Origin of the sequence: Methanothermobacter wolfeii, from assembly GCF_025397995.1 — an archaeon.
Lineage (GTDB): Archaea > Methanobacteriota > Methanobacteria > Methanobacteriales > Methanothermobacteraceae > Methanothermobacter > Methanothermobacter wolfei.
The window spans coordinates 447471-470722 of the sequence record NZ_CP104550.1; the positions used below are offsets into that span (position 1 = coordinate 447471).

The 23252-nt window shown below is 47.9% G+C and carries 23 protein-coding genes and 1 pseudogene; 10 read left to right on the plus strand and 14 right to left on the minus strand.

The annotated features are described in order from the left end of the window. Positions 1-25 precede the first annotated feature (25 nt). The 10 genes from eno (at position 26) to N5910_RS02595 (ending at position 11209) form a co-directional block, all read left to right on the plus strand. Positions 26-1282 carry a phosphopyruvate hydratase gene (gene eno, locus N5910_RS02550; RefSeq protein ID WP_261599725.1) on the plus strand — a complete coding sequence of 419 codons (1257 nt, stop codon included), beginning with the start codon at positions 26-28 and terminating at the stop codon, positions 1280-1282. Between the two features lie 26 nt (positions 1283-1308). Further along, complete coding sequence (rpsB, locus tag N5910_RS02555; protein ID WP_074358601.1) at positions 1309-1905, plus strand: 30S ribosomal protein S2; 597 nt, start codon at positions 1309-1311, stop codon at positions 1903-1905. Positions 1906-1914: 9 nt separating this feature from the next. After that, positions 1915-2754 carry an AmmeMemoRadiSam system protein B gene (gene amrB / locus N5910_RS02560; protein ID WP_074358602.1) on the plus strand — a complete coding sequence of 280 codons (840 nt, stop codon included), beginning with the start codon at positions 1915-1917 and terminating at the stop codon, positions 2752-2754. Positions 2755-2769: 15 nt separating this feature from the next. Then, positions 2770-3696, plus strand: coding sequence for a mevalonate kinase (gene mvk / locus N5910_RS02565; RefSeq protein ID WP_191216397.1), 927 nt, complete (start codon positions 2770-2772; stop codon positions 3694-3696). 35 nt (positions 3697-3731) lie between these two features. After that, the gene (locus tag N5910_RS02570; RefSeq protein ID WP_074358604.1) at positions 3732-4532 is read left to right on the plus strand and encodes an isopentenyl phosphate kinase; all 801 of its coding nucleotides are present in this window, start codon (positions 3732-3734) and stop codon (positions 4530-4532) included. 114 nt (positions 4533-4646) lie between these two features. Then, positions 4647-5696 (plus strand): type 2 isopentenyl-diphosphate Delta-isomerase, encoded by a 1050-nt coding sequence (gene fni, locus N5910_RS02575; RefSeq protein ID WP_074358605.1) that lies wholly within the window; start codon positions 4647-4649, stop codon positions 5694-5696. Positions 5697-5698: 2 nt separating this feature from the next. Beyond that, positions 5699-7051, plus strand: a complete 1353-nt coding sequence (locus N5910_RS02580) for an RNase J family beta-CASP ribonuclease (RefSeq protein WP_074358606.1) — start codon at positions 5699-5701, stop codon at positions 7049-7051. Beyond that, positions 7051-8028: a short chain isoprenyl diphosphate synthase IdsA gene (gene idsA, locus N5910_RS02585; protein WP_074359713.1), complete on the plus strand. Its 978-nt coding sequence runs from the start codon at positions 7051-7053 to the stop codon at positions 8026-8028. Before N5910_RS02580 ends, idsA begins: the two co-directional genes overlap by 1 nt. Positions 8029-8069: 41 nt before the next feature. After that, positions 8070-9692, plus strand: coding sequence for a glutamate--tRNA ligase (gene gltX / locus N5910_RS02590; protein ID WP_074359712.1), 1623 nt, complete (start codon positions 8070-8072; stop codon positions 9690-9692). A 281-nt stretch (positions 9693-9973) separates the two neighbouring features. Further along, positions 9974-11209 carry an LL-diaminopimelate aminotransferase gene (locus N5910_RS02595; protein WP_202879485.1) on the plus strand — a complete coding sequence of 412 codons (1236 nt, stop codon included), beginning with the start codon at positions 9974-9976 and terminating at the stop codon, positions 11207-11209. An 84-nt stretch (positions 11210-11293) separates the two neighbouring features. On the opposite strand, the gene N5910_RS02600 is transcribed toward N5910_RS02595, so the two are convergent. The 14 genes and pseudogenes from N5910_RS02600 to N5910_RS02665 form a co-directional block, all read right to left on the minus strand. Beyond that, on the minus strand, positions 11294-11527 hold the full coding sequence (locus tag N5910_RS02600; protein WP_238337960.1) for a hypothetical protein: 234 nt from the start codon (positions 11525-11527) through the stop codon (positions 11294-11296). Continuing rightward, positions 11528-11587: pseudogene (locus N5910_RS02605) on the minus strand (zinc dependent phospholipase C family protein); the annotation flags it as partial. It lies immediately after the preceding gene. A gap of 411 nt (positions 11588-11998) precedes the next feature. Continuing rightward, positions 11999-14686, minus strand: coding sequence for an FmdE family protein (locus N5910_RS02610; RefSeq protein WP_261599726.1), 2688 nt, complete (start codon positions 14684-14686; stop codon positions 11999-12001). A gap of 475 nt (positions 14687-15161) precedes the next feature. Continuing rightward, positions 15162-16055: a hypothetical protein gene (locus N5910_RS02615; protein WP_074358608.1), complete on the minus strand. Its 894-nt coding sequence runs from the start codon at positions 16053-16055 to the stop codon at positions 15162-15164. 93 nt (positions 16056-16148) lie between these two features. Next, entirely contained in the window at positions 16149-16676 is a 528-nt protein-coding gene (locus N5910_RS02620; protein WP_261599727.1) for a hypothetical protein, read from the minus strand. A 255-nt stretch (positions 16677-16931) separates the two neighbouring features. Beyond that, entirely contained in the window at positions 16932-17456 is a 525-nt protein-coding gene (locus tag N5910_RS02625; RefSeq protein WP_074358610.1) for a hypothetical protein, read from the minus strand. A 102-nt stretch (positions 17457-17558) separates the two neighbouring features. Further along, positions 17559-18254, minus strand: a complete 696-nt coding sequence (locus tag N5910_RS02630) for a radical SAM protein (RefSeq protein ID WP_261599728.1) — start codon at positions 18252-18254, stop codon at positions 17559-17561. Between the two features lie 636 nt (positions 18255-18890). Continuing rightward, positions 18891-19274, minus strand: a complete 384-nt coding sequence (locus N5910_RS02635) for a hypothetical protein (RefSeq protein ID WP_013295924.1) — start codon at positions 19272-19274, stop codon at positions 18891-18893. Positions 19275-19428: 154 nt separating this feature from the next. Further along, positions 19429-19668, minus strand: coding sequence for a hypothetical protein (locus tag N5910_RS02640; RefSeq protein WP_013295925.1), 240 nt, complete (start codon positions 19666-19668; stop codon positions 19429-19431). 16 nt (positions 19669-19684) lie between these two features. Then, on the minus strand, positions 19685-20083 hold the full coding sequence (locus N5910_RS02645; RefSeq protein WP_013295926.1) for a hypothetical protein: 399 nt from the start codon (positions 20081-20083) through the stop codon (positions 19685-19687). A gap of 120 nt (positions 20084-20203) precedes the next feature. After that, a complete protein-coding gene (locus N5910_RS02650; protein ID WP_010875720.1) occupies positions 20204-20449 on the minus strand; it encodes a hypothetical protein in 246 nt (81 codons plus the stop codon). A 112-nt stretch (positions 20450-20561) separates the two neighbouring features. Then, on the minus strand, positions 20562-21191 hold the full coding sequence (locus N5910_RS02655; RefSeq protein ID WP_238374213.1) for a hypothetical protein: 630 nt from the start codon (positions 21189-21191) through the stop codon (positions 20562-20564). Between the two features lie 175 nt (positions 21192-21366). Beyond that, positions 21367-22587: a tetratricopeptide repeat protein gene (locus tag N5910_RS02660; protein ID WP_261599729.1), complete on the minus strand. Its 1221-nt coding sequence runs from the start codon at positions 22585-22587 to the stop codon at positions 21367-21369. Further along, entirely contained in the window at positions 22584-23186 is a 603-nt protein-coding gene (locus N5910_RS02665; RefSeq protein ID WP_261599730.1) for a hypothetical protein, read from the minus strand. The genes N5910_RS02660 and N5910_RS02665 overlap by 4 nt, the downstream gene beginning before the upstream one ends. Positions 23187-23252: the final 66 nt, after the last annotated feature.

Genomic DNA, 23252 nt, shown 5'->3' on the forward strand with positions numbered 1-23252 from the left:
ATAGAGTTTATTGTGAGGTGTTTTTGTGGAAAGTATCATTGAAGATGTTAGAGTAAGGAAGATCCTTGATAGCAGAGGAAACTCCACGGTTGAGGTTGATGTTGTAACCTGGAATGGCTTTGGAAGGGCGGCAGCCCCGAGCGGTGCCAGTACAGGTTCAAGGGAGGTTGTTGCCTTCCCATCAGGTGGGGTGGATGAGATAATAACAGAGGTTGAGGATATAATCTCCTCAGAACTCATAGGGATGGACGCGGAGGACCTCCAGGACATAGACCTTGTTCTTAAGGAGATCGACGGCACAGAAAACCTGTCATCCCTGGGCGGCAACACCGTGGTTGCTGTTTCCATGGCAGTTGCCAAGGCAGCGGCATCATCATACAACATGCCCCTCTACAGGTTCCTGGGCGGAAACCTTGCAACATGCATACCCTACCCCCTGGGTAACATGATAAACGGAGGCGCCCATGCAGGAAAAAACGCCCCCGATATACAGGAGTTCCTTGTTGTCCCAACAGGGGCGGAGGACATATCAGAGGCGGTATTCGCGAATGCAGCTGTACATAAGAAGATAAAGGAACTGATACAGAAGAAGGACCCATCATTCACCGGAGGTAAGGGTGATGAGGGTGGCTGGGTGCCAAACATTTCAAACCATGACGCCCTTGAAATACAGGTAACCGCCTGTGAGGAGGTCACCGATGAACTGGGAGTCAGGGTGAGACCATCACTGGACCTTGCAGCAAGCGAATTCTGGGACTCTGAACAGGAAAAATACGTTTACAAGCAGGAGAATGTCAGTAAGGATACTGGTGAACAGGTGGACTTTGTCAGGGAGATAATTGAAACCTATGACATGTACTACGTTGAGGACCCCTTCCATGAAGGGGACTTTGAGGGCTTCGCCGAGCTCACAGCACAAGTCGGTGACAGCTGCATAATCTGCGGTGACGACATATTCGTGACCAACAGAGAGATACTCGCCGAGGGCATAGCCATGGGCGCGGCCAACGCAATAATCATCAAGCCCAACCAGATAGGTACACTCACCGACACCTACCTGACGGTTAAACTCGCCAGGGAGAACCAGTACACACCCGTCGTATCCCACAGGTCAGGTGAAACAACCGATGAGACAATAGCCCACCTTGCAGTGGCATTCGGAGCACCCCTCATCAAGACAGGCGCCATTGGCGGTGAAAGGATAGCCAAACTCAACGAACTTATACGTATACAGGAAGAAATTCCATACTCAAGGATGGCTGAACTGCCATTCACTGAATAACACTCAAACTTATTAGAGGTGATAGATTGTCAGAACTACTCATACCGCTTGACAAATACCTTGCAGCAGGACTGCACATAGGAACACAGCAGAAGACAGCTGACATGGAAAAGTACATCTACCGTGTAAGGTCAGACGGACTCTACGTCCTTGACATAAGGAAGACGAATGAAAGGATAATAGCAGCTTCAAAGTTCCTTGCAAAGTACGAACCAGACGATATACTTGCAGTTTCAACCAGACAGTACGGGCAGGAGCCTGTAAGGAAATTCGGTGAGGTTACAGGTGCAAGGACCATACCAGGGAGGTTCATTCCAGGTACGCTGACAAACCCCAACTATGCAAAGTTCCTTGAACCTGAGGTCCTGGTTGCAACCGATCCGAGGTCAGATTCACAGGCAATCATCGAGGCCAAACAGATAGGGTTACCGGTCGTCGCCCTCTGCGATACCGAGAACCTCCTGGGTAACGTTGACATTTCAATCCCTGTGAACAACAAGGGACGTAAGGCCATAGCACTGGTCTACTGGTTACTGGCAAGGCAGTTCCTGAGGGAGAAGGGTGTTCTCAAGGAGGATGAGGACCTGGATATACCTCCAACCGAATTTGAACTGAAAATCTAGAGTGGTTCTATGATAAGAAGACCTGCAGTGGCGGGGGCCTTCTATGAGGCAGACCCTGAGGCCCTGAAGAGGAGGATAGAGTGGTGCTTCAGCCATGAACTCGGCCCTGGAAGCATACCCTCCATGGGCTCCGGCAGAACCATAAAGGGGGTGATCGCCCCCCACGCAGGTTTCATGTACTCTGGACCCGTGGCAGCCCACGCATACCACGAACTTGTCACAGATGGCATACCCGAAACGGTTATAATAATCTGCCCAAACCATACAGGGATGGGTTCAGGTGTTTCAATCATGCACAGGGGTGCATGGGAGACACCCCTGGGCACCGTGGAGATAGACACCGAACTTGCAGATGCGGTGATCAGGGAATCGGGCATCATTGACCCAGACCCCTTGGCCCACAGCAGGGAGCACAGCTGTGAGGTCCACCTCCCCTTCATACAGTACTTCACAGATGACTTCTCCATAGTACCCGTAACCATGTGGATGCAGGACCAGGAAACAGCAGCCGATGTGGGGCATGCAGTCGCATCAGCCATAGAGAGAACGGGCATAGACGCCGTGGTGGTTGCAAGCACGGACTTCACCCATTACAGTCCCCAGGACCTTGCAGTGCGAAACGATAACCTTATAATTGAGAGGATAAGGGCCATGGATGATACAGGGATGTATGCTGTTATCAGTGAACTCAACGCCACCATGTGCGGTTATGGACCGGTGGCTGCAAACATAATATCATCAAGGCTGAGGGGTGCAGCTGGGTGCAGACTCCTCAAGCATGCCACAAGCGGGGATATAACCGGGGACTACAGTTCAGTTGTGGGCTACGCATCACTGGTCCTGAGATGATCTGAGGGTGAAACTTTGAGGTCAGCGGCATCTGCACCCGGCAAGGTCATTCTTTTTGGTGAACACGCAGTCGTATACGGCAAACCAGCAGTTGCAGTCGCCATCAACAGGAGGACCACCGTCACCCTTGAGGACTCCGGTGAGATGAGGATAGATATACCATCACTCGGCATCAGCTTCACAGGAGAGTCAGGGACCCCTGCGGGGGGTATACTTGATTACATCATGCGGGCCCTTGAACTCTACCATGACGGCTCACCTCTCAGGGTCAGGGTGGACATGGAGGTACCTGCAGGGTCAGGTCTCGGATCATCAGCGGCACTCACGGTGGCCCTCATAGGAGCCCTTGACGCTTACCATGGAAGAGAAGCGGGCCCAGATGATACGGCTTCAAGGGCCCATCGGGTGGAGCTGGATGTGCAGGGAGCCGCCAGCCCCCTGGACACGGCCGTGAGCACCTACGGCGGCCTCATATACCTTGCACCTGACAGGACCGTGAGGAGGCTCTCAGCCGACCTCAGAGATTCCCTTGTAATCTCATCCACCCATAGGTCAGGTAACACGGCAGAGATGGTTGCCTCGGTGAGGGAACGGTATGAGAGGCTGCCTGAGGTCATGTCAATGATAATGGATGCAACAGAAATGATAACAAGGACAGCCTGCAGGTTTATCCTTGAAAACAACCTGGAACCCCTGGGTGAACTCATGAACATCAACCATGGCTTGCTGGATGCCATGGGAGTCTCAACACCCGAGCTCTCCATGATGGTCCATGAGGCCAGGGCTGCAGGAGCAGCAGGAGCAAAGATTACAGGGGCCGGTGGAGGCGGCAGCATAGTGGCCTTCTGTCCCGGCACTGCAGGGAGTGTTGCAGAGGCGCTTGGCAGGAAATGGAACACCCTCAGGGCGGAATTCTCCAGTGAAGGAGTTTTACATCTTTAAGTTTTTCTGGCCACAGTGATTAAGGGGCTCTTATAATGATAATTCTTAAACTCGGTGGAAGCGTAATTACCAGAAAGGACTCTGATGAACCCAGAATTGACATGAATAACCTTCAGAGGATAGCATCCGAAGTAGCAAATGCTTCACCGTCATCACTCTTAATAATTCATGGGGCCGGTTCATTCGGACACCCCTTCGCAATGAAATACTCGATAGGATCAGAAATAGTGGATGAAGATGAATTCAGGTACAGGAGGATGGGATTCGGCATAACACAGAACTGGGTTAAAAGACTGAACACCCATGTATGCCAGGCCCTCCTTGATGAGGGAATACCCGCTGTATCGGTGCAGCCATCAGCCTTTATGGTGGCTGAGGACGGCCGCATAAAGGACCCTGACCTTTCACTTATAAGATCATACCTTGACGAGGGATTCGTACCGGTAAGCTACGGCGACGTTGTACTTGACCTCAACAGGAAAAGAAGGTTCTCTGTGGTGTCAGGGGACCAGCTTATAAACCACTTCTCGGCGGAACTCATGCCCGAGAGGGTGATACTCGGCACCGATGTTGACGGGGTCTACACAAGGGATCCAAGGAGATACCCTGACGCGGAACTCCTAGAGGTCATAGGTTCCATCCATGACCTTGAAGCCCTTGAGGGGACCGTAAACACCGATGTAACAGGTGGAATGGCTGGAAAGATAAGGGAGCTCCTGGCCCTCGCAGAGAAGGGTGTGGAGTCAGAGATAATCAATGCAAGTGTTAAGGGGAACATTGAAGGAGCCCTCATGGGCCGTGAGGTAAGGGGGACAAGGATAACCCTTAAGGGTTAGCGTTACCTGCAGCAGGCGGACCTGGCAGATCATGGGTATCACTGAGGGAGGCACAGTCCCCAGGGTTAATTCATTTACGATTATCAATCAAAAAGGGAAATAAAGGGCGTTAAAATGATTTCAGATAGAAAACTGGAGCATCTTATACTGTGCGCCAACTGTGATGTTGAGTACAGGAAGAAAACAGGATTTGAAGAAATTGAAATAGTGCACCGGGCAGTGCCCGAGATCAACAAGGAGAAGATAGACCTGAGTCTTGATTTCCTTGGCAAGAGACTTTCATCACCGGTAATGATAGGCGCCATTACAGGGGGGCACCCTGCATCCCTCAAAATAAACAGGGAACTTGCAAGGGCAGCCAGGGAACTTGGAGTTGCACTTGCACTGGGAAGCCAGAGGGCTGGAGTTGAACACCCTGAACTAGCCGGGACCTACTCCATTGCAAGGAGCGAGGCACCTGAGGCCATGATCATAGGTAACATTGGAAGCTCCCATACGGAATACGCTGAAAGGGCTGTTGAAATGATAGACGCGGATGCCCTTGCAGTACACCTAAACCCCCTCCAGGAGTCAATCCAGCCAGGAGGAGACATAAATTCAGAGGGAGCCCTTGAATCAATAGGGGGAATAGTTGAATCGGTTGACGTGCCGGTCATAGTGAAGGAGACAGGTGCAGGTATATGCTCTGAGGACGCGATAGAACTTGAAAAACGTGGAGTGTCAGCCATTGACGTTGCAGGTGCCGGAGGAACAAGCTGGGCTGCAGTTGAAACCTACAGGGCAGATGACAGGTACCAGGGAGAAATATTCTGGGACTGGGGGATACCAACCGCTGCAAGCACCGTGGAGGTCACCCAGTCAGTCAGCATCCCTGTGATCTCATCAGGAGGCATAAGAAGCGGCCTTGACGCTGCAAAGGCAATAGCCCTCGGCGCCGAGATGGTTGGAATAGCCCTGCCCCTCCTCGAGGCCGCCAGCCACGGTTACCGGTCAGTTATCAGACTCATAGAGAGATTCAATGAATCACTCAGAATAGCCATGTACCTTGCAGGTGCAGAGACACTTGAAGATCTTAAAAAATCACCAATCATAATCAGAGGTCATACAAGAGAATGGCTACATGAAAGGGGCTTTGAAACAGCAAAATACGCCAGGAGGTCATAATTTTGAGCGTTGAAGTAATTGCAATCGGTGGATACGAGGAAGTTGGAAAGAACATGTCCGCCGTTAAAGTTGGAGATGATGTTGTAATATTTGATATGGGGATCCACCTTGACAGGGTCCATATACATGAGGACATGGACATAGCAAGGATGCACAGTCTTGACCTCATTGAAAGGGGGGTTATACCCGATGACACGCTGATGAAGGACGTTGATGGTAAGGTAAGGGCCATAGTATTCACCCACGGACACCTTGACCATATAGGGGCCGTTGCAAAACTTGCCCACAGATACCAGGCACCGATAATCGCAACGCCCTACACCATAGCCCTCATAGAGAGGACCATAAAGGCCGAGAGGAAGTTCAACGTCCTCAACACCCTCCAGGTCCTTAACGCAGGGGAGAAGTGCCAGATATCCCCGGGCATAACCCTGGAGTTCATCCAGTCAACACACAGCATACCCCAGTCAGTCATAGCAGCCCTCCACACACCGGAGGGTATAATAGTCTACGCCCTTGACTTCAAATTCGATGATCACCAGAAGATATCCCCTCCACCTGACTACCACCGCCTCAGGGAACTCGGGAGGAAGGGCGTCCTTGCAATGATCGTTGAGACCACAAGGGCGACAGAGAAGCAGGAGGTCAAAACACACTCAGAGAAGGTTGCAAGGATAGTCCTCGAGGATATAATGAAGAACCCCCTCGAGGAGAAGACAGGGATGATCGTAACAACCTTCTCCTCCCACATGGAACGTATCCAGGCCATAAGTGACATAGCCGCCAAGAGCGACAGGCAGATGCTGCTCCTTGGAAGGTCAATGGAGCGCTACTGTGGACTTGCAGAGGCCATGGGCATACTCAAGTTACCTGAAAATGCAAGCATATACGGAAGCCCCAAGGCAGTTAACAGGGCCCTTGCCCGTGCAGAGGCGAAACGCGAGGACTACCTCCTCATAACAACGGGCCATCAGGGGGAACCCGACGCCCTCCTCCCGAGGATAGCCAATGCAAAGACCCAGTTCAGGATACAGAGGGGGGATAACGTGGTAATATCAGCCCCCGTCATCCCGAACCCCATGAACGTGGCAAACAGGAACCTCATGGAGCGCAGACTGGCCTCCAGCGGTGCAAGGATCTATACAAACGCCCATGTATCAGGCCACGCAGGCAGGGAGGACCACAGGGACTTCATAAGGATGCTTAACCCCATGCACATAATACCGGCCCACGGTGACCTGAACATGCTCTCTGCCTATGCAGAGGTGGCTGAGGAGGAAGGATACAAGCTGGGTAACGACATCCACATACTGAGGAACGGACAGGCACAGGTTTTTAATGGAGGTATCCGATGATGATGGAAGTGACCGATATTCTCAGAAGGTACTCTGCCCTAGCTGATGAAAAAATAGGGGAAGTCATCAGGGACATAACACCCGAAACACTCCTGAAGGCTTCGGAGCACCTGATAACAGCAGGCGGTAAGAAGATAAGACCGTCACTGGCCCTTTTGAGCTGTGAAGCCGTTGGAGGCAACCTGGATGATGCTGCAGGCGTCGCGGCAGCCATAGAACTCATCCACACATTCTCACTCATCCACGACGATATAATGGATGATGATGAGATGAGGCGCGGTGAGCCATCGGTCCATGTGATCTGGGGAGAACCGATGGCGATACTGGCAGGGGACGTGCTCTTCTCCAAGGCCTTCGAGGCCGTTATAAAAAACGGGGACCCCTCCATGGTCAGGGAGGCCCTTGCAGTGGTTGTTGACTCATGCGTCAAGATATGTGAGGGCCAGGCCCTTGACATGGGATTCGAGGAGAAGTTCGATGTGACAGAGGAAGAGTACATGGAGATGATCTACAAGAAAACCGCAGCCCTCATAGCCGCAGCAACAAAGGCCGGTGCAATAATGGGTTCAGGAACCCCTGAGGAGGTTTCGGCCCTGGAGGACTACGGTAAATTCATAGGACTGGCATTCCAGATCCATGACGACTACCTTGACGTTGTAAGTGACGAGGAATCCCTGGGGAAACCCGTAGGCAGCGACATAGCAGAGGGTAAGATGACCCTCATGGTTGTCAAGGCCCTTGAAAGGGCATCCGCCGAGGACAGGGAGAGACTGATATCCATCCTCCAGGCAAAGGACCAGAAACTTGTATCAGAGGCCATAGAGATCTTTGAACGCTACGATTCAATCAACTACGCCCATGAAGTTGCACTGGACCATGTGAGGATGGCCAAGGAACGCCTGATGGTTCTTGAAGACTCCGATGCAAGGGCAGCCCTCATGAGGATAGCTGACTTCGTCCTTGAAAGGGAACACTAGGTGGTGATAGGGTGGAGGACCTTGCCTACAGGTATGCCCTCATGAATGCGGTTAAACATAAGGGGAAGGCCAGTCCCGGCGCTGTCATGGGAGCCATAATGAGTAATGAACCCGAACTCAGGAAAAGGGCCGGGGAGGTGAAAGCCGCGGTCGAAGCCGCTGTGGAGAGGGTTAACTCCATGAAGCCGGCTGAACAGAAGGATGAAATGGATAGACTCGGCCTTCAGATAAGGGAGAGGAAACAGAAGAAGCGGAAGGGCCTCAGGGACCTCCCTGATGCAGGTGAAGAGGTGGTCCTGAGGTTCGCCCCGAACCCCAGCGGCCCCCTCCACATAGGCCATGCAAGGGCGGCCATCCTCAACCATGAATACGCCAGGAAATACGGGGGCAGGCTTATACTGAGGATAGAGGACACTGATCCAAGGAGGGTTGACCCTGAGGCCTACAGGATGATCCCTGAGGACCTTGAATGGCTCGGCGTGGATTGGGATGAGACCGTGATACAGAGCGACCGAATGGAAACCTACTATGAATACACAGGGAAGCTCATTGAGAAGGGAGGAGCCTACGTGTGCACATGCACCCCTGAGGAGTTCAGGGAACTTAAAAACAGGGGAGAGGCATGCAGATGCAGGGACCTGGGGGTTAAGGAGAACCTTAACCGCTGGCATGAGATGTTCGAGATGCCGGAGGGATCAGCTGTTGTAAGGGTGAAAACAGACCTTGAACACCCCAACCCTGCCATAAGGGACTGGGTTGCCATGAGGATAGTTGAGGCGGAGCATCCGCGCACCGGATCAGAGTACAGGGTCTACCCCATGATGAACTTCTCGGTTGCAGTGGACGACCACCTACTGGGCGTCACCCACGTGCTCAGGGGCAAGGACCACCTGGCGAACAGTGAAAAACAGGAGTACCTCTACAAGCACCTTGGATGGGAGCCCCCTGTATTCATACACTACGGACGCCTTAAAATGGAGGACATAGCCCTCAGCACTTCAGGGGCCCGTAAGGGTATAGAGGAGGGCCTCTACAGCGGCTGGGACGACCCCCGCCTCGGAACCCTGCGTGCAGTTGCAAGGAGGGGTATAAGGCCGGAGGCACTGAGGAAGCTCATGATAGAAATCGGGGTGAAGATAGCAGACTCAACCATGAGCTGGAAGAAGATCCACGGCCTCAACAGGACCATCCTCGAGGGGACCGCAAGGAGGTACTTCTTCGCCGCGGAGCCTGTTAAACTTGAAATAAAGGGTTTGCCGGGGCCTGTGATGGTTGAGAGGCCCCTGCACCCTGACCACCCTGAGATGGGGAACCGTGTACTTGAACTCACCTGGGAGGTCTACCTGCCAGGGGAGGACCTTAAGGAGGGACCCCTCAGGCTCATAGATGCTGTTAACGTGATCTATGAGGATGGTGAGCTCAGGTACCACAGTGAGGGCATCCATGAGGCGCGTGAACTCGGTGCTTCAATGATACATTGGGTCCCGGCAGACTCCGCCATCGAGGCAGGGGTGGTGATGCCCGACGCATCACTTCTTTCAGGGGTCATTGAAGCCGACGCCTCGGTGCTTGAGGTGGATGATGTTGTACAGCTTGAAAGGTTCGGCTTCGCCCGCCTGGATTCCCTTGATGATGGAATGATATTCTACTACGCCCACAGGTGATCCGGTTTATCAGGGCATCTTTTTTAACATTTTTCGGTAATAGAGACCATTCCGTGGACTGACTGGATGTGGTGGGGTAATTTATTGTTTCCGGTGAGTACTGCAGTTATTTGAATAGATTTGTATGGAAATTGCATTCATGTATGTTGATCCGGTGAGTGCTGCACGCTGAATCAGTTTTATCGGTTGGGGGTTCATCCGGGGGATGGTACAGCAATTTTTATTAGCTCCCCAGGACTACATGATAATATTCTTATGGATTATCCTTCGGGAGGTATTAGATCATGGTGACTGTAAACGAGAACTACCTGCTTCTTAAAAGCAGTTACATCTTTTCTGAGATAAACAGGAGAGTTGAGGAATTCCAGACCAGAAACCCTGATGCAGATATAATCAGGATGGGTATAGGTGATGTGACAAGGCCCCTTCCAGGGGCAGTTGTGGAGGCCTTCCACAGGGCCGTGGATGAGATGGCCGGTGAGGAAACCTTCAGGGGATACGGACCGGAACAGGGGTACCCCTTCCTCAGGGAAGCCATTGCAGAGAACGATTACGCCTCAAGGGGGGTTGATGTCACCCCGGATGAGATATTCATAAGCGACGGTGCCAAGTGCGACACCGGAAACATCCAGGAGATCTTCGGACTAGACAACGTGGTTGCAGTCACAGACCCCGTCTACCCGGTATACGTTGAGAGCAATGTAATGGCAGGGAGAACAGGACCCATGGATGAGTCTGGAAGATATGAGGGCCTCGTTTACCTTCCATGCACAGAGGAGAACGACTTCATACCCCCTCTGCCGGAGGAGAAGGTTGACCTCATCTACCTCTGCTATCCCAACAACCCCACAGGAACAGCCCTGACACATAAACAGCTTGCGGAATGGGTTGACTATGCAAGGGATGCTGGAAGCATAATACTCTTTGATGCAGCCTACGAGGCCTATATACAGGAGGATAACATACCCCACAGTATCTATGAGATAGAGGGTGCGAGGGAGGTTGCGGTTGAATTCAGGAGCTTCTCAAAGAACGCGGGCTTTACGGGTACAAGGTGTGCCTTCACGGTGGTGCCCGAGGAGCTTGAGGTCCCTGACAGTGAGGGAAAGATGCACGCCCTGAAGGATCTCTGGAACAGGCGCCAGACAACCAAGTTCAACGGAGTATCCTATCCGGTCCAGAGGGCTGCGGAGGCTGTCTACACGCCTGAGGGCCAGAGGGAGATAAGGGAATCAATCGATTACTACATGGAGAACGCTAAGATAATAAGGGAGAGCCTTGAGAAGGCAGGTTTAAGGTACTATGGTGGTGTTAACGCCCCCTACATATGGATCAGGACACCCGAGGGTATGGACTCATGGCAGTTCTTTGACAGACTCCTCAATGATGCGGAGGTCGTTGGAACACCGGGCGTCGGGTTCGGTCCAAGCGGTGAGGGTTACTTCCGTCTCACGGCCTTCAACTCCCTCAAGAACACTGTGAGGGCTATGGAGAGGTTATCTGAGCTGAGCTTCTGAGTTAAAGAACCGTGTGTGGTGGTGGAGGGGTTATCTGAAGAGGTAACTTCTCCAGACCTTTAAAATAAAAAAATAATTATTTTTTTAATTCATTGCCCTGTTTATTGCAATGTAGGCGACACTTGTACCTGTGTTGAGGTCCCTCTGGACTATTGACGGGCTCCTTGTCCGGGTCCAGGCTGACCAGTTGTTTCTTCCGTTGAGGTATCCGCGCTGCATAAGTGTATAGAGATCTCCTGACATGTAACTTATCCTGGGTTTAAGGTATGCTGCCTGCCTCTCGTAGCTTGAATGAAGTGATGAGGACTCCCTGCTCACACAGTGAGGTGCATAGAAGGTGTCTGTTATGTAGTGGCTTGCAACACCAAAACAGTAGCTTGCATACCTGTAGTTCCTGTTTTTGTAGGCGCTCCTGCCACGGTCAAGCCACTTCTTAGCTTCGGTGAAGCTCCTGGGAAGCTGTGCCTTACCGTGGCATGGAACTTTTCATCGGGGTCGTTGGATCCGTCAACCATGACGTTAACATTCAGCTTTAATTTCTTGGAGGATGGCAGCTTCTCGTAGATGACCTGTGCGGTGTCGTAGTGGGTCACCGTCTTCCATGCATAGGCGGAGGGTGTAAGTAGCATGACAAGCACAAGTATTAAGGACACACCCTTCAAATTCATGTTAAAAACTCCACATGTAAGTCTATATATTCACATGTATAAGCCTTTCGGAGGTTTGAAGTTGATAAAAGGAAGTTTTCTGGTGCTGTAGCTAAAATAAAAAATTAGATAAAAAATGGTTCTATTTTCCTGCTCCGCCTTTCAGGAACCCGAATGCCACGAGACCTGCTGCAGCAAGGACACCAACGATACCGTAGACGTACCATGCTGATGAACCGCTGTCGCTACCGGGGGAGGTTGCATTCTTAACCTCATAGACCCTTTTACCTTCAACTGAAGATTCCTCTGAGACCTCGGATGCTGCACTAACACTTGCAGGGGTGGCGCTGATATCCTCACCTGGAGAATAACCGGCATGTCCTCCTGTAGCACCATGAGATGATCCTGAGGGAACACCACCTGTTGAACCGCCGGGCACACCACCAGGAACACCGCCCTGGTTTCCATCATGTGATCCTCCATTGTCCACCTGTACAAGGTCAGCCAGGGTCCTGTTGGCGGGGATGCTGAAGATGTATTGAAGTGCATTCATGGATCCTGTTCCGCCTGCAAGGAGTATGCCGAGTTCCTCACGGTTTATCAGTCGCTCTGCCGCTGTACTGACGGTAGGTAATGAGACGAGGTTCGGTGATGAGCAGTCATGCTTGTAGAGTCGGATGTACTCCTCATAGCTGTTGGATCCCGGGACGAATCGTGGACTCTGCCATGTGATGATGGCAACCCTTCCTGTGTTGGTCTTCTCATCCCATACTATGATGTAGCCCACCATTCCGTTCATTCCCCCGCCTGTTGTTTCAAGTGTTGTCTCCTCACTTGTAAGCCTCTGGTTTGCATAGGTTCCCTGTCCAGCTGAAACACCAAGGAGCATGAAGAGTATATCGTCCTTACAGTTGTCGAGTGTCGTGACGTAGATGTACTTCTCATTCTCACCCTTGGGGTAATTGTTGAAGATATAGTCTGCTATCAGGTAACCGGGTGAGCTTCCACCACAGACATGGTTATGGAAGAGCCATCCCATCAGCACATCGAAGGGAGGATCATATGGAAGTACCTCCTCTATTATGTAGCTAGCTGAATTCTGAACAGTGAATGTTCCACTTGTTACGTTGTAGTAGATTGATTTGATTATCTTCTGTGTACCGTTAACTAGGCAGAAGTCGAATTTAAGGTTTCCCCAGAGTGGTGCGTGCACAGGAAGGAGGGTCTTTCTGCTGAGTCTTGATCCAAGGACGTCGTAGATCCCATCCCATACAGGACTGGTGTCCTGACCGTTGAGCCTGACGTAACCCGCTGATGTGAGGACGAATAACTGATAGTCATCCCTCTCAAGTGTTATGCCGATGGCTCGGAAGAGTTCGATAGCCTTCTCTGCTGCAAGTCGACCGATGTTCCTCAAGTCGTCATATGTTAGAGTACCTGTACTGTAGGTTCTGCTTGAGGGGGTTGCATTTATCAGGTTTGTCTGGTTGAGGATGTAGTTGAGGTCAAGGCCGGCTGCTGCGACGGTTGTGTTTCCCTTGTTTGGTTCATATCCCATGAGATAGTGCACCTGTTCCTCTGTGAGATTGTCGAATGCGTAGAGGATATCCACAAGGGATTCGGGGTTTGTTTTAAGTTTTTTAACAGCCCATGTATTGAATTTAAGTTCGGATACTGCTGTTTCACAGGTTTCCTGTTTGTATTTCTTTATAAGTTCCTGGAGGTTGTAGGCCATTATGATAAGCGTACCCGTCTTTGTCTTTGAATTCCATCTGATGAAACCCACGATGTTTGTGTCTTCGGTTGTGTTGAATCCAACGTAGGCCCTTTTACCGGGTGTTGCGTCCATGGCGTATATGAATACGTCGTCATCTGAGCCGCCGGGCACACCGATAACCTGGTAACTTACACCCTCAAGGGGGAGGCCGAATTCATTTGTCGCCGGATAATATTTGAGGAGTGTTTCTATCATGGCGTATCCGCATATTGTTCCCATGCAGACGTGTCCATGGAATGCTGCTTCCCGTAGGATGTCCGGTGATAGTCCGATGGCCCATGCATTGGCAAGGCTTGCTATGGGGAATGTGTCATCTCCCAGCTTTTTCTGTAGCGTCTGGTACTGTGTGAGGGTCATATTCTGGCTGACAGTCCCTACATACAGGGGTGTCATACTTGCATTCTTGAAGTAGGCCAGTATAAGGTCGTTGCCCTTCCTCACTATGAATGCAAAGTCCAGCGGGTCAAGCCTGGTTTTCCTGAGCATCAGCAGATTTCCTTTACCATAGCTTATTATTCCACGTCCCTGGTTCAGTATACCCTCAAGGACGTCTTCCGTTGTCTGGTTCTTGTAGTAGGCGCTTCCGGCTGTTGTTATCACAAGGACTTCACCTGTTTTTGTGAAGTTCAGCAATTGATCGGCCTTCTTTGTTATTTCCCTTCCGCGTTTGTAGGCGTCGGTGGCGTTCATCTGCAGTGATAGATGGGCTGCATATCCTGTGCCGTAGCTGGCTAACTTGAACGTGTGTGAGAGTTCCCTGTAACCAGGGGCCCTGATTTTTACCGTGAACACTGTGTTTTCGGTTATGTTTTCATAGTTGAATTTGATTTTTGTCATATTGGCTGCAGGGTCAAATGTCGTGGTGAAGTTCACCTTTATACCGTTACCATCTGTTAATTCCTGGGTATCAGGATTTATATTGCCATTATCATCGGCGTATTCATAATTTACCCTGATTCCCACCTCACAGTTTGTATCCACTGCGCTCACCGAACCTGTCAGTTCAACAGCAAAGAGAAGAACCATGAAAACCATGAAATACTGTCTTCCCATAACATTTCACCTCCTTAAATCTTTTATCATTAAAAATAATGATGTTACTAACATATAAATATTTATTATTACTATTTCCATGTTAATCAGGGGTGTTGTAATACTAAGCAGTTTAAAGTGGGGGTGATGTGAGGAAATAGAGGATCACTCCAGGCTGCGCTCTGGGGGTTTCAGTGAAATCAGATTCATGGGACCCTTTTCAGCCTTAAGGTGATTATCTCACTTGATACCTTTTTCATGCATTGTGGAGGAACATATCAGGTAGCCATGGCATGGACTGGTCATGAATGAACAAACTAAAAGCGTCACTTTAGAAAGAAGCACTAAAATCTGGGGAATCAATGCAGCAGGATCAGGTTTTTTAGAATTACATGCCGGGAGAAGAAGCTCCGAGGACCATTAGGGGTAAGGATTCATCCATATGCAGCTTATTGTATCCTGGGGGTACTATCTGGTAACAAATAAAAAAAGGAAGTTATTTTTTCCTCTCAACCTTTATTGAGATTGGAGGTTCGATTCCCTTCCTGCGGATCACCCAGACCGTGGCTCCAAGGACAAGGAGAACTATCAGCCATGCGGGTATCACGAGGATTGTGTCGGTGGTCCTTATTGTCCTGGTCTGATGGTAACGTCCATAGTTGATCTCTGTGGTGGCGGTGTATAATCCAAACTCAAGCCATCCAGGCTTCCAGGTCTCCATGAGGGTGTAATTGTCTTCAGGGTAGACTACACCTGAGATGGGAACCCTCTGTTTCCCGGTTATACCGCTGATCTCTATGTTTCCTGTCATGTTGGCCTGCACCGTACCGTTATTCTGGAGCAGGTAGGTGAACTTCCCTGGCATGAAACTAACAAGTACTGAGGGTGCCCGGTGTTCAAGGAGCCTCAGTGACTCTATTATAGGTCCTGGCAGACCAACGTAGATGGGGATTACCAGTTCAACTCCCTGAGTTATCTGTATCTGTCCCCTGGTGGTGTTCTGGAGGGGGACACCCCTTATCACCACCGCACCGGCGGCATCAAGGTAGTTGATCTTTGATGGCGCGTTTACCGTGAACCTGACCTTCCTGGATTCACCGGGCTTCATTATGAATGTGGTGTTGCCCTCAATGGTTATCCACTCTGCTATCCCCCTATCAGAGTAGACGAGGTTTACGCTGTCCATCAGAAGCCTCTTCTTCTCAAGGGTGACGTTGACCGGTTCCTTCCCAGTGTTCCTCACCGTTATCTCACCGCTTACAGATCCATTCGGCTGGAGATTGTAGCGGAACTCTGCAGGTGAGGCCCAGAGTCCGGTTGCAATTGATGGTGCAATGGAGCCGAAAATAAGTATGACCGTTAAGAGGGCTGTTATGTTCCTTAGCTTCATGGTATCAACCTTCCATAGAAAGAGTCTAATTTAAGGGTATTTAAAAATTTATTTTATAAATAGAAAAAGGGGGTAGTTTAAAAAATTGAATGTTTATGGTGAAGGTGCTGCTCCGTTGTGTTTAACTGCGGTGTATGTGTTTGTTATGGTGTAGACACCGTCCTCTGTGAATGATGGTACTGTGAGTCTTAGAGTTGTACTCCATGTTGCTGGGTTACCAGTTCCCTGCTGTGCCTTGTTCATGTTGTCATATATCTTCTGTGAGCTCGTTAGGAAGGTTAGATAGCTTCCGGTTACATTACTGAATATGCTGAAGTTCTCAATTCCTATGGTGTCTGTTGCGGTTGGACTTGTGAATGCTGAAGCATCGGCCCTGACGTAGAGGTCTATCTTAACGTTACCCGTGTTACTTATAGTGAAGGATGGGCTTGTCCCTGTACTTCCTGCAGCTACACTTCCAAAGTTTACATCTGGAACCTGTATTGAGATAGCTTCAGGAACTGTCACTGTCACAGTCTGGGTTGCGGTTGCAGCATAGGATGGTCCACTGAATGTCCCGATTCCCACCACAAACATAAGTGCAACAATCAGTGGGATTATCCCCATTAATTTTTCTTTCATATCAAGTCACCGATTTTATTGATAGAATTAGTTCTCCCATAGATCATATAAAAGTTTTCGAGTTTTGTGACCATGGAAACTCATAGACTATGAATCAGTGACAGGAGTCACAAAAACAGTTTTTTGATGTTTATGTTGCGGTGTAATATCATTGTGAGGGATAGGGGTGTTTAAGAAGGAGGTAGCAAGGTTCAATGGTATGCGGTGTATCAGTGTACAGGCCTCCAGGGAAGACAGAGGACAGCAAAGTCCATGTCATGTTGCAGTGTATATCAGTGTAACAGAGTAAGTTCCGGGGTCAGTGTAGGGGGGTACCGTTATGTATAGACTCATGGGAACCTCTACAGGACTCCAAAAATTAAAAAGACCGCTGTATGTTGCTATAACATAATTGCTGGTCGTGAATGATCTCTTGGCCACAGAAGGCGTGCTGAATTTAAGATTTGAAAGGGGGATCGTCTGGGAGCTGTTTGCAGTGTTTATCATGTCACCGGAGGCCCTTACAGAAAGTGTATCTCCCGATGACAGGAAATAACGGACCCTTACGTTCACGATGTTCGTATAGCTCCTCTCAACACCATCCGGGTAAACGGTCCCCAGGGTTACCGTGGATGGTTCAGCCGTTACCGATACAGCAACTGAAAGGGGCTGAACAGTGGGGCCCTTTGATGCATTTTTAAGGCCCGTTGTGTTGTTCACGGTGTCATTTTCTGCCGCAGCCCCGAAGATTCCAGCGACAAGAAGGAAAAGTGAAATTACAGATAAAGTCTCTGTCTTCATCGTCCCCAACCTCGATATTATAAATAATCAGGTTCATCTTAAAAAAACTTTGCGATTTTTCCAGGCCATACCCTCGTACTATCATGGTGGGGGACCGTTGGGCTACCTGAGGTCAGTTATTATCTTCTTTCTTGGTTTGTGCCTCCGGAAATCAAGGGATGTTGTAACATGGTCCAGGTACTTCCTGCTCACCTCAGCAGCCTCCATGATCAGTTCAGGGCCTGGTCGGGGTGCCCCGAGTTCGTTACCGTACTCCATGTAACCGGTTATCCTGTAACTGACGTTCAGTGGGGAGAGGAATGATGCTATATCCTCAATCTCATCAACATCCACGATACCGGGGATGAAGACGGTTGCAACTTCAAGGAGGAAGTCATCTGAGGATGCAAGGGCCTCTATGCACCTAAGGACTTCCCGGTTTGATGATCCTGTGAGTCTTCTGTGCTTTTCATCGTCAAGGGCCTTGAGGTCCACGTGCACCTCATCAAGGGCGCACCTCTCTATGACATCCCTCCTGGTGCCGTTGGTTGAAAGGATCACCCTGAGGTCATTTCGGTGTAGGATCTCTGTGAGCTCCGGGAGATCGGACTGTAGTGTGGGTTCACCCCCTGCAATGAGCACAGTGTCGGTGTCTGATTCAGCCATAACATCAATGATAACGTCCGCCACCTTGGATGGAGTGTACGATCTGCACCCCATGGGCCTGAAGAAACAGTAACTGCACCTGAAGTTACATGTTGGTGTGAGTAGGGTTATCACGTCGCTTATGGATATGTGGGATATGAGAATAACTTTCACCTCTAACATCTTCTATTTTGATTGACCGGTATATATGTGGCCGTCACTTTCCGGTCATTCAGGGCATCTTCTCCCCTGAGGATGGTCCTGCGCCAGGGTCCTAACTTCGCTATAGCCCTATATAACGAATAAAACATGTGAAGGCAAGCAAGAAGAAAATTTTGATATTCAGTTCCTTCTTGGCAACCTAATATCCTTCTATGTTCCCCTTTCGAGTATGCCTAGTGTAGGGGTTGATCCATTTCTTTCAGGTCATCCCGCAAAGAAGTAGAAGCTGAATAAAAACTTAAAAGGGGCTGCTATCTGAGGCTAAATGCCCTGAACCTCTTTATTTTGGTGTTGATTTGTTGGTTTGTTGTTGGGTTTAACGCTCCTCAATGATATAGCCGAGAAAGGAGAAGTACACCTATTAGGGACATTATAACAAAAAGTGTTTCGAGCACACCTTTTTCCTCGCCTCTGAACACCTTCTTCGACAGAAAATAGATTAGCAAAAACATATTTCCCAGTAAAAGACACGTTAACAATATAATAGGTAGTTCAGGCCTAGTAGGCAGTAAAGCCAACCTACTACCCGTAAACAGTAAAACCAACAAAATTGTAAAACACGATAACGACCCCAAAAAATAAAAAAGCTTAGATGTATGCTGCATCCTCCCACCTCAAACTACCATCAGGATTCTTCGGTATTTCAATATAGTGTATACAATGATCCTCACCAACATAACTTCTCAACTCATAACCATAAATCCAGGTACGATGAATCGAAATATACTTCCAATATTCTTGGGGAAGATAATGAGTCCGTATCCTTAAAATCAAATCACCTTCAGCCACTATCACACTTATAAAACCCAAAGGACCCATAACAGCAGTGACACCGGCAACAGTTGCAATATCTAATATACCATGGAAAACATCCTCTAGAATGCATGTTTGGTGTTCTATGATGAATTTTTTGATATCGTCTGTGATGTTTAGGAGGCCTGTGTAGGCTATTATTGTTGCATATGCTGCCATGTTGAGTCCTATAAATCCCTCCACAAGAGCATAATTGAGGATATCCTGGAATGTAAATCCACATAGACTTCAACATTATCATGAGTTGTGATATTTTTTATAGGTTTTTTCTAAGATTTTCCAGTTTTTTTGGGCGTGGGGGGCTGCTTTTCTTTTATGCAAGGCCAAAGAAGCCTATAATTACAAGCAAGCCTCCAAGTGCTCTGACAGTTTCATTTTCAGTTTTTCCCAACTCATCCTTGCCTAATAGGTAAATTAAGAGAAACATGTTCACTATGTAAATGGAATAGACAATTAATTTGCTGATAATATAGGGGAAACGGAGACTAACCACAACCAATGCAGCAGTAAAATAAGAAAGGAAATAACTAAAATAAAAAATGTACTTTACCATCATATCATCCTCCTAATCAGATATACACTGCTTCATCCCATCTTAAAGTACCATCTGGGTTCTTTGGGATTTCAATGTAGTGTATGCAATGGTCTTCGCCAACATAAATTTTAAGTTCATAACCATGCCGCCAAGTTCTATGGTAAGAAACATATTTCCAATATTCAGTTGGAAGATAATTCGTTCTTACATTCACAATTAAATCACCTTCTGCTAATAGTAGAGAAGCAATCGAAAAAATACCACTTGCCAAGGTGACACCTTCACTACTAAGCTCTTTTAAACTCCATATAAAAAGAATCCCATCTATAATGTCCCCTCCAATGCATGTTTGGTGTTCTATGATGAATTTTTTGATATCGTCTGTGATGTTTAGGAGGCCTGTGTAGGCTATTATTGTTGCATATGCTGCCATGTTGAGTCCTATGAGGCTGGCCCTACATAATCGAAAAAGAGGGTTTAGGATGGAAAGGTACATGGAGGTTACAAAGCCCAATATAAGCCTTCTTAGTACTATCATCTAAACCTTCAAGGTTTACAGTGCTGTTGCCATCCAGGAAAAGGACGAGCCTACTACAAAGGTTATGGCCATTAACCATCGTATTTCATCCTCTCTTTCCTTCAATTTGAATTGGAGCCAGAATAGAAGAGAAAAAATGAACAAGCCTAAAAGGTCTGCTATTGGAATCAAACCATTAAAATGTTTAATTCCAATGGAAAATAAAATAATATCGAGACAAAGAAGGGAATAAAGTATATCGAGCAAAGATTCATAATCCAAGAAAAGACACCTCCTATATCATCCACTTAGACTACCCCATTAGGGTTCGTTTGAGAATTTTAGCCCCATATAGTTGCCGCGGATCGTAAAATACGCCAAAAACTGAAAAAGCTTAGATGTATACTGCATCCTCCCACCTCAAACTACCATCAGGATTCTTCGGTATTTCAATATAGTGTATACAATGATCCTCACCAACATAACTTCTCAACTCATAACCATAAATCCAGGTACGATGAATCGAAATATACTTCCAATATTCTTGGGGAAGATAATGATCTCTAAATGTAAGTATGCCATCACCTATCCGCATACACCATCCAATTGGTTGAAATATTTCACCACCATACCTTACTAACACATATGCCAAAACCTGGATCAAACAGTGAGCAGTATCTTCTGAGATGTATGTTTGGTGTTCTATGATGAATTTTTTGATATCGTCTGTGATGTTTAGGAGGCTTGTGTAGGCTATTATTGTTGCATATGCTGCCATGTTGAGTCCTATAAATCCCTCCACAAGAGCATAATTGAGGATATCAACGAAAGCCATTGGACCTTCCAGGGCAATGTACATGGAGATTACAAGGCCAATATAAGCCTTCTTGATACTATCATCTAAACCTTCAAGGTTTACTGTGCCATTACCATCCAAGAGCGAATCTAACTTTTCAGATATTATGGCTTGGCCAAGTTCCCGAGCCCATTCTGTCTGTTGGTGGTAGTAGCAGTATGCTCCCATGAAAGCATAGATCATGTCCCTTACTATCCCTGTTGCATGGTCTATGATGAGGTATCTTCCCTGCCCGTCACTGATAAGCGTGTAATTCTCGCTTTCGAGGATGTTTAGTGACCCGCCATTGAGGAGTGTTAGGCCTATTCCTGTTGTGCGGAGGTTTTGATCCTGGGATTTGGGTTTATGGTTGATTTTTTTGGATGGTGAGTTCTTTCAGGGCTTTTTTGGCTTTTTTGTATTCTGGATCTATTTCCAGGGCTTTTTCATAGCATTTTAGTGCTTCTTTGTGTTTGCCGAGTTTTTGTAGTGTTTTTCCTTGCATGTACCATAGTGTTTTGTTTTTGGGGTTTAGTTTGAGGGCTTTCTTGTAGCATTTCAGGGCTTCCTCTGGTTTTTTGAGGTCTTCTAGGATTATGCCTTTCCATTTCCATGCATCGGCGAATTCGGGGTTTATTTCAAGGGCTTTTTGAAAGCATTCCAGCGCATCCTTATATTTTCCAAGTTCTTCGAGGACTAGTCCTTTGTTGTTCCATGTTTTGTCGTCTTCTGGATCTATTTCCAGGGCTTTTTCATAGCATTCCAGTGCCTCCTCATATCTCCCAAGTTCACTGAGGACTACTCCTTTATTGTTCCATGCTTCTGCAAGTTTGGGGTTTATCTGTAATGCTTTTTCATAGCATTCTAGTGACTCATCATATCTCCCAAGTTCATTGAAAACTAGTCCTTTGTTGTTCCAAGCTTTATCATCTTGTGGATTTAATTGGAGAACTTTGTCATAACATTTTAATGCTTCTTCATATATCTTAAGGTTATGTAATGTTATTCCTTTAGTTCCCCAAGCTCTATAATTTTTTGGATTTAGCTCTATGGCTTTTTCGAAACATTTTAGTGCCTTTTTGTATTTTTTAAGGTAAATTAGAACGGAGCCTTTATTGTACCATGCATCTGCAAGTTTGGGGTTTATCTGTAATGCTTTTTCATAGCATTCTAGTGCCTCATCATATCTCCCAAGTTCTTTGAGGACTAGTGCTTTATTGTTCCATGCTCCTGCATACTTTGGATTTATTTTTAGTGCTTTTTCATAGCATTCTAGTGCCTCATCATATCTCCCAAGTTCTTTGAGGACTAGTCCTTTGTTGTTCCATGCTTCTGCAAGTTTTGGATTGTTTTTGAGGATTTTTTCATAGCATTCTAAGGCTTTCTCTGGTCTTTTGAGTTTTAGTAGTGTTATTGCATTGTAGTGGAGGATTTCTGGGTTGTTTGGTCTTGCTTTGAGGGCTTTCCTGAATTCTTTGAGGGCTTCTTTGTATTTTCCCTGTTTTAGGCTTGATCGGCCCCCAGCAAGGTGCCATCCAGCCTTTCCCTCGGCTATCCAATCCTTTATTTTCTTAAGGGGGTTCATCCTCCAGCCTCTCTCAACTTCTTTTCTAGGTAGTTTTTGAATCCTAGTATGCAGGCTTCTATTGCTTCACGATTCTCATAGGCCAATAGGCTTCCAATAGCCATCCCAGTGCCTATTATAGTGCCTCCATGTTTTATGGCGCCCACAACATCCCCATCCTTTAAAGCCTCCTTGAACAGATCCCATTCATCCATCATGAGTTTACCTAAATTATTTATAGCCCTTCCTATATCATCAGGGTCTGGGGATGATGGGACATTCACTTGAGGAAGCTCCCCCCAATTTGTAATTCTTTTCTTCCATTCCTTGTCAGGTATTATTTTTGCTAATTCTTGTATTGGTTGTGTGTCTCCTGTTAGTAGTGTGTAGGTGATGAATGTTGACAAACCACCAGGTGAAAGTAGCATGCTCATCATCATAGCATCTTCGATGTATGGTAGCCATTCAGGATGCTCCATGATAATAATTAGAGCCAGGGTAATAACCAAGCCTAAACCTAGTGTTTCTGGGGCTGAAAGCACACCCAATTCAAGTGCAGCTGCTTCGGCTGTTGAAACACCAGCAACACCAATAAATTTCCACCAACCACTCCAATTCAAAATTTCATTCCCAAGTTTTTTGGCTAGTTCTGTTTGTTGGTGTAGTATGCTCCCATAATATTCCTG